Below are 9,040 nucleotides of genomic sequence, written 5' to 3'. Positions count from 1 at the left end.
AAGTGTCTAGATTATCTGTGGCGATTCAGTATCGAGACAGGAGGTCAGTTTCAGACCACGCTTCGTTCCCTGGTTGACCGGGGGGCTGACCGCCAAAGGCACTTCTTACAGGTCGCAGTTCGTCTTAGAACAGGAAGCTTTTAGGGGTAATGCTATGAGTTGGGGATAGGGTAGATCTGGGGAAGGGGGGAAAGCTGTGGGAAACTGTTTTTGGGAATTGAAGAATTCTAAATTGCAACAAAGTTAATCTTTACAATAGCAGCAAAAATTGTAATGCCAATAATAAATTTAAATTAATATTACTGGCATCAGCTTTTTAAAATCCATTATAACTGCTTTGCTTGTACTTCAACACTTACGCGAGAAACGTCATATTGTGATGTTGAAATTGGGGTTGCTAATGTTGGATCGAATAAAGCTAAGTTTATTCCTTCACTTACAGAGCTCCTGTAAATTACACCATGAAAACCAATTTTCTTAATGAATTCGCATAAATATTGACTGGGGATATAATCAATGGCAGCACTTCGAGGTAACACAGGACGAGTTAATTCCTCTCCTAATTTTTCTAGAAAAGGTATGTCTGCCCGCATTTTTCCTATTTCTTGTGCATCAGATAGAACAAAAGGAGAAACATGTTTTCTCGGCTCTCTTAAATCAACAATAATTAGTTCTTCTGGTATTTCAAACTCAGCTACTGTTGCTATTTCACCTGTATGTGGTCTAATCTCAGAGATCGCTGTATCTGGCATTGATCCTAAATATAAATATGGAATGCCTGTTGGGTTCGCTCGTCCATGACTAGCATACCGACTTGGAGGTGCTCCCATATCTTCAATTTTATATGGAGTATCAGTTTGATTTATCCTTGCTCTAAACCATATTCGCGGGATATTAAATGCTTTTAAATGGTTGAGTAATTCCTGTAATCTTTGAGTGTCAATTTTTTCATCAAGGAAGTATCTGTTTTTGTGAAGAATTTCATCTCGTAATGTATCCCATTGCGCAAGGCCTGTGCTTTTATAATTTTCGGAGGGAGAGAAGTTCTTTCGTACTATATCTCCGTCATCGAGAATTTCTCCCAATAACTCTTTAGCATGAGCATTGTCCATTGTTGGATGGGAAAATAAGCACCAATCTTCTTTTAGCCATTCAACAAGATTTTTCCCTTCAGGATTTATTTCATAGATATTTATCAGCAGTTCAAAATAATCCAACAAGAGTTTAGGATCAATAATATCAACATCTTGACTATTACAAAAAGAACAGTTTCCTTTTTGTGGCATCAATGTAGGGATTATATTATTTCGCAATCCGATATCATTGAAACATTCAGCACAACACATTCTAATCATTTCTAGCCCCTAAAATAATTAGCTAATGTTTCAACATGGTGCCTCATTGAGAGTTTTTTGACGGTTCCCAATCCAGGGAAATGGCCTTTTGCATGCAACGCTCGAAATTCTAAAATAGCTGAGGTCTCCAATACAGGAGAATTATTCTCATTTATTGTTGTAATGAGTTTTTCAAGTGCCTGACCGAATTTCCCCGCAGGGTCTGTTGGTGTATCTCTTGTTGTTGAAACAAAGTGATAAATATACATAACATTTTCTTTTTTAGATTCTAAGAACGTGAGATGTATTGCTACCGCATATGCCGGACCACCACCTTCAGTATAGTCATCCCCAACGATTAAAAAATCGCCAAATCCATCCATTCCTTCTTCCCCGAAGGTTATATGAAGGTCTGAAAACTCTTCAATAGGAGGATAATCAGCATTTTTTCTCTTTTTAAAACCATCGCGAATTAATATTCTTTCGCAGCCGTTAAAATGTTTCCTATAGAGTTTACCGCAGTAAAGTTCTAAGAAGATATGTTTGGATACTCGACCATTTGTTTTTTCTGATAAAGAGCGTGGCTCAGAAAATCCAGAGTGGATGAAACAAGGTTGATGTTCGGCATGTTCATCAAGCAACTCTATTATATCTTCTTCATCCATCCCTTCATTTAATAGTATCCCTGCAAAAATGTTTTCATGTCCATGAAAACTATCTTTCAATAATTGCGAGATATTATGCCCATTTGTTGAATGGTCACCATATGAAGGATTTACTATTACAATAGCTTTACCTTTAGCTTCACAGATAGCTTTTAGTGTTTTTTCTAATCCATTCAGGGTTTCTTTAACTGGTTCAATAATTGGAATGAAACCAGCCTGAGCCATCGTCTCTGCTGTCTCACGAATTGCTATTAACTCAAACTGCTTACCTCTAAAATATGGATAGTACATAAGTTTTTAAACCCATTTAAATGCTTCATTAAGAGGTTTATTCAACGTCTCAACTAAGCGATCTCGATCCTTACTACGTAACTGAACCATTAGGGCTATACTTTGCAATGCACTTGGTAAGTTTGCAATTAAAGTACTTAATGGAGCAAGATTACGCGTCCTTTTTAAAGTTTTTATCATGCAGCTCTGTACATCAATTGGATTTAGTTTGGTAAAAATACCTCTTATTGCATTACGCATCAATGTGTTGGGTAGATCGGGAATGTCAATATTTAACTCATTTAGGATATCAATAGCTTCGCTAAGTCTTAGTGAATCAAAAATAGTTGCAGTGCAAATATAATCAGTATTCTCTTTTGCTTCTCGTACAATACTAATTCTATTCCATCGAACCAAACTCATCACCCCTACGTCTTCTGATGTTTTTTCCAAGATATCTTGGATATGTGCAGTTCCTGCAATGACGTAGATCTTACTGAATGCTTTTCTATAATTCTCAATTTGGCTCTCAAGTCTGGCAAGCGAATCTCTATCTGATTTTATTTCGTATACAGTTCCACAACCGTTAAGAATAACCATGTCTGCTTTGCTAGAGCCAATTCTAAATTCAGTAAGCATACTGGCGGTACGCAAAGAATGACGGCCTAATAATACATTTCGAATTAACGCAGAACGATAGACATACTCGTTTCTCAAACCTGAGCGTCTGAGCAAAGAAAATGCTGTATCAAAGGCATCACCAATAGTTACATTATCTGCGTCATCAAATTCGAAAACAGATGCCTCAGACAGTAACCTTGAAAAAAGAGGTGACTGACCTTTTTTTGCTATCTCGGAAATCACTGACGAAGAAAACATCCTTGATAGCGCTGAGAGTTGCGTAGGATTTAGCACATCTATCCTCACAATGTTTATACTTAATGGTAACTATCTCTCATATTATTAGTTACTTTCAGTGAGTTATATAACAATTATGATGATAACTTATTAGCTAACTTTTGTCACATTATTGTTCCTTTTTATTTGTAACTAACTTATTGTAATTGATTGAATTATATAGTTTATTCAAGTTTTTATGGCTTTATGCAGCTTGTTGAAGTAGCAAATGTAGGGTACTTAACTATTTAAATCAATTTGTAATAATGCCCCATTTTTCTTATTTGACCTCATAAGCCTTCCCAAACTTACCAATAACAACCTTTCGCCCCTCCTCAATCTGCGCATCAACAAAGTCCGCCCAGGACTGAAGCATCTCCCGGCGCTGATTCAGGTACTCCGCACGGTTGTAAACGCCGCGAACGCCGCCAATCTTATGCGCCAGGCATTTCTCTACCCAGTCGGAGTTGTAGCCTTGCTCATGTAGCAATGTGCTGGCAGTACGCCGGAAGTCATGAATAACAAAATCCCTGACGTTCAGATCCAGCGTGCGCACCGCGCAGTTAAGCGTTGTTTTGGAGATCGGGCGTCGGTGGTCGTTTCGGCTGGGGAAGACGTAAGGGGAATCTCCGGCTAGAAATTTTAGCTCTTCGAACATCGCCAGCGCCTGCTTTGACAGCGGAACAATATGCGGGTTATCCATCTTCATTCTTTCGCCGGGGATACGCCATTCCAGCGCGTTGAAGTTAACTTCACTCCATGTCGCTTCAATCATCTCCGATTTACGCACCATGCAGATGATCAGTAGGTGCAGAGCCAGCTTGTGGCGTCGGTTCATGTTAGAGGTGTAGATCCCCCGTAGCAGGATGCCGATCTCTTCTGCGGTTAGCGCCACGTCACGGCTTGTTGCTTGTGCGATATAACGGGCCTCAATAGCGGCTGCCGGGTTGTTGAAGATGATTCCCCTGGAAATCGCATAGGCCAGCATGCGTTTAAGCACGTTTCGCGTCAGCAGCGCGACGTGATCCGAACCTCGTTGTTTGATGCGGTCGAGCACGACCTGAATGTGAGCGGTTGTGAGTTCTTCCAGTTCCAGCTTCCCGATGATGGGAATGATGTCCTTCTCTATAACGCGAGTGATGTTGCGCGGATCGCGGTTACTTTTTTCAACGATATCGGTCAACCAGCGTTTGGCGAACGCTTTTACTGTTGTCGGGTCTTTCTGTTTAAGCTTTTCTTCCTGTTTTTTCTGCGCGGGATTGATGCCATGGGCCACCATTGAGCGACACTTTTCACGCCAAAGCCGCGCTTCTGCAAGTGAGAAAGCCGGGTATTCGCCCAGCGTGATCTTTTGCGATTTGTTGTCAAAGCGGTAGCGGAAACGCCAGATTTTCCGTCCGGTGGGAAGAACTTCAATCACCAGTCCGTCATGATCGGCAAGTTGCCAGGGGCGGTTTCTGGGGGCAAGTGTGCGTAGTTTGGTATCTGAAAGTGCCATATCTCACCTCTACAGTGTGTCCATGAGCATCCTTTCTAATAGATTGTTTAATATTGGATTATTAACACCTTCTTTTTCACTGTGTCCATGAGAAGGCAGGTTTGAGTGTTTTTTATACCGTTTTTTGTGTCCATTTGATGTGATTTTTAGCGCAAAAAATGAACAATGGCACAGCGGTTTTTTGGCTATGGGCACAATTCAGGACACAAAAATCGCGGATGAACCCGCACGACTATGGACGAGTATGGAAAGTAAAAACCCGCATTAACAGGTAGTTAATGCGGGTTAGTGAACGTTCACGGACGAGGATGGACTAAAACTTACTTACCGATACAGAAGCTGGAGAAAATCCGTCCCAGCAGATCGTCGGAGGTAAATTCACCGGTGATCTCACTGAGGTTCTGCTGAGCCAGGCGTAGCTCCTCTGCCAACAATTCTCCGGCCCATGCTCCGAGCAGTTGGGCTTTGCCTTGCTCAAGATGTTCCGCCGCTTCTGCCAGCGCCTGCAGGTGACGACGACGCGCCAGAAAGCCGCCTTCCATACTGGTTTCAAAGCCCATGCTCTGCTTGAGATGATTACGCAGCACGTCAACGCCTTCCCCGGTACGCGCGGAGAGGCGAACCAGTGAGTGGCCATTTACTTCGCTAAGGCCCAGCGTCTCACCAGTAATATCCGCTTTGTTACGCACCACGGTAATCGGCAGTTTAGCTGGCAGACGGGCAATAAAGTCTGGCCAGATGTCAGCCGGGTCTACGGCGTCGGTGGTGGTGCCATCAACCATAAACAGTACGCGGTCGGCCTGTTCGATTTCCTGCCAGGCACGTTCGATACCAATGCGTTCAACTTCATCGTTAGCGTCGCGCAGACCGGCGGTGTCGATGATGTGCAGCGGCATGCCGTCGATATGGATATGCTCACGCAGTACGTCGCGGGTGGTGCCGGCGATGTCGGTGACAATGGCAGCTTCGCGGCCAGCCAGGGCGTTTAGCAGGCTTGATTTCCCGGCGTTCGGGCGACCAGCAATCACCACCTTCATCCCTTCGCGCAGCAGGCTGCCCTGACGCGCTTCGGCACGTACAGCATCAAGATCGCTGATAACGCTGTTGAGCTGCGCTTCAATCTTGCCGTCAGACAGGAAGTCGATTTCTTCATCCGGGAAATCAATCGCCGCTTCTACATAGATGCGCAGGTGAGTGAGTGCTTCCACAAGATGATTTACCCGTGCGGAAAAGGCACCCTGCAACGAGTTCAACGCCGAGCGAGCGGCTTGCTCTGAGCTGGCATCGATCAGGTCGGCAATCGCCTCGGCCTGGGCTAAATCGAGCTTATCATTGAGAAACGCGCGCTCGGAGAATTCACCGGGTCTGGCAATGCGCAGCCCGGGAATGGTCAGAATACGTTTTAACAGCAGATCAAGAATCACCGGACCGCCGTGACCCTGCAGCTCTAAAACGTCTTCACCGGTAAAGGAGTTTTGGCCGGGAAACCACAGGGCAATGCCTTGATCCAGCGTGCTGCCATCCGCGTCTTTAAACGGCAGATAGTCGGCATAACGCGGTTTTGGCAGTTTGCCCAGCACGGTTTCTGCGACCTCGTGCGCTTTCAGGCCGGAGATACGCAGGATACCCACGCCACCACGTCCCGGAGGGGTGGCCTGAGCGACGATGGTGTCGTTATGGCTCATGATATGTCTCTTTGTGATGCAATAAAAAAGGCGGTCTAATGACCGCCCTTTACGTTATGTTCCGTTTGCCGGATGGCGGCTTCGCCTAATCCGGCCTACACCGAATCAGGAGTTTTTCTTCTCGCGGCTATGCAGCCCACGTTTCTCCAGACCACGGTAAATCAGCTGCTGCTGAATAATGGTTACCAGGTTGCTGACGATATAGTACAGCACCAGACCTGACGGGAACCACAGGAAGAACACGGTGAAGATGACCGGCATAAAGGTCATGATCTTCTGCTGCATCGGGTCAGTCACGGTGGTCGGAGACATCTTCTGAATGAAGAACATCGTCACGCCCATCAGGATCGGCAGAATGTAGTACGGGTCCTGTGCAGACAGGTCATGGATCCACAGCGCGAACGGCGCATGGCGCAGTTCAATGGAGCCCATCAGCATGTAGTACAACGCCAGGAAGATTGGCATCTGGATGATCAGCGGGAAGCAGCCGCCCAGCGGGTTAACCTTCTCAGCTTTGTACAGGGCCATCATTTCCTGGCTCTGGCGCTGTTTGTCATCGCCCAGACGCTCACGCATAGCCTGAATCTTCGGCTGCAGCATACGCATCTTCGCCATGGAGGTGTACTGCGCTTTGGTCAGCGGGTACATGATGCCACGAACGATAAAGGTGATAACGATGATGGAGAAGCCCCAGTTACCCAGGAAGCTATGGATCCATTTCAGCAGTTTAAACAGCGGCTGAGAGATGAACCACAACCAGCCGTAATCCACGGTCAGATCCAGGTGCGGTGCAACGGCCGCCATTTTATCCTGAATTTCCGGGCCGACCCACAGGGTGCTGGTCATCGCACCAGTCTGGCCTGGCTGTACCAGTACCGGCTGTGATTTATAGCCGATAGCGGCAATGCCGTTACCCAGGTTAGCGGTATAGAAGTTGTTGGTACCGTCGTTACGCGGAACCCATGCCGTTGCGAAATACTGTTGCAGCATTGCGACCCAACCGTCTTTAGCGTTGACGTTCAGGTTTTCGTTTTCAGCAATGGTGTCGAATTTGTATTTCTCATACTTCTCATCCGGCGTGGAGTAGGCCGCGCCACGGAAGGTGTGCAGCGCAAAGTTGCTGCTACCGGTGTCGCGATGAGATGGCAGATTGATGGATTGCTTCAGCTGACCAAAGGTGGAGATTTCCAGCGGTTTCTCGCCGGCGTTCTGCACGCTGTAGTTAACGTTGACAGCATATTCACCACGCTTGAGGACAAACGTTTTAGTGAACGTGTTACCCGCTGCGTCAGTATAGGTCATCGGGATCTGCAGTTCGTTCTGACCGTCTGCCAGTACAAATGCGTCTTTTTCGACGTTGTACAGCGGACGTGGGCCGTTAGCCGGGTTATCCGGGCCGTCACGACCGGTCAGGCCACTCTGTGCCTGGTAGATGAACTGTGGCGTGGTTTCCAGTAACTGGAACGGTTCGGTAGAACCAAGTTCTTTCGGGTAAGCTGGCAGCGAAGCCTGTTCCACATCACCACCACGGGTGTTGATGGTCAGATCAAGCACGTCAGTCTTAACCGTAATCAGTTTCCCCTGGCCACTGGCCGGTACGCCCTGGTCTGCGGCGCTACCCGCTGCGGTGGTCGTTGTCTGCGTGGTCTGTTGGGCCTGAGGTTGCGGGTTTTTATCCTGCTCCCAGGCTTGCCAGATCATGAAAGACACGAACAGCAAAGCGATGACTAAAAGATTGCGTTGCGAATCCATCGTTAGTGTTCTCTGGTATCAAATGGTCCGGGCGGGACGGGATCGTCACCACCAGGGTGTAAAGGGTGGCATTTTAATACGCGTTTCACCGTCAACCAACTGCCTTTTATCACTCCAAACCTGCGCAATGCCTCAATTCCGTAGCTCGAACAGGTTGGAGTGAAACGGCAATGCGGCCCAAGCAGCGGACTGATCAGGCGTTGATAGACCCGAATGAGGGCTATCAGGACCCGCGAGCCAGGCGACAATGGCGACGCCATAATTTTTCCAACGCTTCCGAGAGAGCACGGTTATCGAGGTCAGCAACCCCTTTTTTCGCCACCACCACGAAATCCATTGCGGGAAGTTCGTGCTGACGTAAACGGAAGCTTTCACGCGTCAGACGTTTAATCCGATTGCGTTCATGCGCACGTTTAACATTTTTCTTGGCGACGGTAAGACCGATACGGGGATGCCCCAGCGAATTCAGGCGGCCGAGGATGGTGATTTGCGGCGTGCCAGCCCGTTGTGGCTGCTGGAAGACGAATGTGAAATGAGTGGGAGTTAACAAACGTAACTCCCTGGGAAATGCGAGCTTAACCACTCAGGGGCTAGCTTTTATTACTTAGAAACGGTCAGACGAGAACGGCCTTTAGCACGACGACGTGCCAGAACCTGACGACCATTTTTATTAGCCATACGAGCACGGAAGCCGTGAGAACGGTTGCGCTTCAGTACAGACGGTTGAAAAGTGCGTTTCATGGCGATTTCTACCTAAACTTGAATAAATTCACTGACTTTTGCGTATACCCGAACGAGTTTCGAACGACTTACGCCACAGTGTGGGTGATTAAAGAGGCCGGATTGTAATAATTGTACACTCCGGAGTCAATTCTCTTTCCTTATTTCCCGCTTTTTTCCACAAGGTTTTGTGTGAAAAACAGGCAGCGTTGACGCCGT

The 9,040-nt window shown here is 46.7% G+C and carries 9 protein-coding genes; all 9 read right to left on the bottom strand.

Features of this window, described 5'->3' with window-relative positions:
* Positions 1-326: 326 nt before the first annotated feature.
* Complete coding sequence (locus tag FDX11_RS02905; RefSeq protein WP_074188783.1) at positions 327-1,355, bottom strand: RES family NAD+ phosphorylase; 1,029 nt, start codon at positions 1,353-1,355, stop codon at positions 327-329.
* A 2-nt stretch (positions 1,356-1,357) separates the two neighbouring features.
* Positions 1,358-2,290: a sce7725 family protein gene (locus FDX11_RS02900; RefSeq protein ID WP_047050320.1), complete on the bottom strand. Its 933-nt coding sequence runs from the start codon at positions 2,288-2,290 to the stop codon at positions 1,358-1,360.
* Positions 2,291-2,296: 6 nt separating this feature from the next.
* Positions 2,297-3,184: a sce7726 family protein gene (locus FDX11_RS02895; RefSeq protein ID WP_137397457.1), complete on the bottom strand. Its 888-nt coding sequence runs from the start codon at positions 3,182-3,184 to the stop codon at positions 2,297-2,299.
* 262 nt (positions 3,185-3,446) lie between these two features.
* Positions 3,447-4,664 (bottom strand): integrase arm-type DNA-binding domain-containing protein, encoded by a 1,218-nt coding sequence (locus tag FDX11_RS02890; protein ID WP_137397456.1) that lies wholly within the window; start codon positions 4,662-4,664, stop codon positions 3,447-3,449.
* Between the two features lie 320 nt (positions 4,665-4,984).
* The gene (gene mnmE / locus FDX11_RS02885; protein ID WP_137397455.1) at positions 4,985-6,349 is read right to left on the bottom strand and encodes a tRNA uridine-5-carboxymethylaminomethyl(34) synthesis GTPase MnmE; all 1,365 of its coding nucleotides are present in this window, start codon (positions 6,347-6,349) and stop codon (positions 4,985-4,987) included.
* 105 nt (positions 6,350-6,454) lie between these two features.
* Positions 6,455-8,101 (bottom strand): membrane protein insertase YidC, encoded by a 1,647-nt coding sequence (gene yidC / locus FDX11_RS02880; RefSeq protein WP_006687746.1) that lies wholly within the window; start codon positions 8,099-8,101, stop codon positions 6,455-6,457.
* A 2-nt stretch (positions 8,102-8,103) separates the two neighbouring features.
* Entirely contained in the window at positions 8,104-8,361 is a 258-nt protein-coding gene (yidD, locus tag FDX11_RS02875) for a membrane protein insertion efficiency factor YidD (protein ID WP_003023846.1), read from the bottom strand.
* A complete protein-coding gene (gene rnpA / locus FDX11_RS02870) occupies positions 8,325-8,684 on the bottom strand; it encodes a ribonuclease P protein component (protein ID WP_003844432.1) in 360 nt (119 codons plus the stop codon). The genes yidD and rnpA overlap by 37 nt, the downstream gene beginning before the upstream one ends.
* Before the next feature lie 17 nt (positions 8,685-8,701).
* A complete protein-coding gene (rpmH, locus tag FDX11_RS02865; protein WP_003023858.1) occupies positions 8,702-8,842 on the bottom strand; it encodes a 50S ribosomal protein L34 in 141 nt (46 codons plus the stop codon).
* Between the last annotated feature and the right edge of the window lie 198 nt (positions 8,843-9,040).

The sequence above is a fragment of the Citrobacter sp. wls714 genome (assembly GCF_005281025.1).
Lineage (GTDB): Bacteria > Pseudomonadota > Gammaproteobacteria > Enterobacterales > Enterobacteriaceae > Citrobacter > Citrobacter werkmanii.
The sequence above is the reverse complement of the archived record's forward strand: the minus strand, read 5'-3'. Positions and strand labels throughout refer to the sequence as shown.

Bases quoted from the DNA above. Each gene is read 5' to 3' on its own strand.
- FDX11_RS02905 (WP_074188783.1), bottom strand. From the start codon at position 1,355: ATGATTAGAATGTGTTGTGCTGAATGTTTCAATGATATCGGATTGCGA.
- FDX11_RS02900 (WP_047050320.1), bottom strand. From the start codon at position 2,290: ATGTACTATCCATATTTTAGAGGTAAGCAGTTTGAGTTAATAGCAATT.
- FDX11_RS02890 (WP_137397456.1), bottom strand. From the start codon at position 4,664: ATGGCACTTTCAGATACCAAACTACGCACACTTGCCCCCAGAAACCGC.
- mnmE (WP_137397455.1), bottom strand. From the start codon at position 6,349: ATGAGCCATAACGACACCATCGTCGCTCAGGCCACCCCTCCGGGACGT.
- yidC (WP_006687746.1), bottom strand. From the start codon at position 8,101: ATGGATTCGCAACGCAATCTTTTAGTCATCGCTTTGCTGTTCGTGTCT.
- yidD (WP_003023846.1), bottom strand. From the start codon at position 8,361: ATGGCGTCGCCATTGTCGCCTGGCTCGCGGGTCCTGATAGCCCTCATT.
- rpmH (WP_003023858.1), bottom strand. From the start codon at position 8,842: ATGAAACGCACTTTTCAACCGTCTGTACTGAAGCGCAACCGTTCTCAC.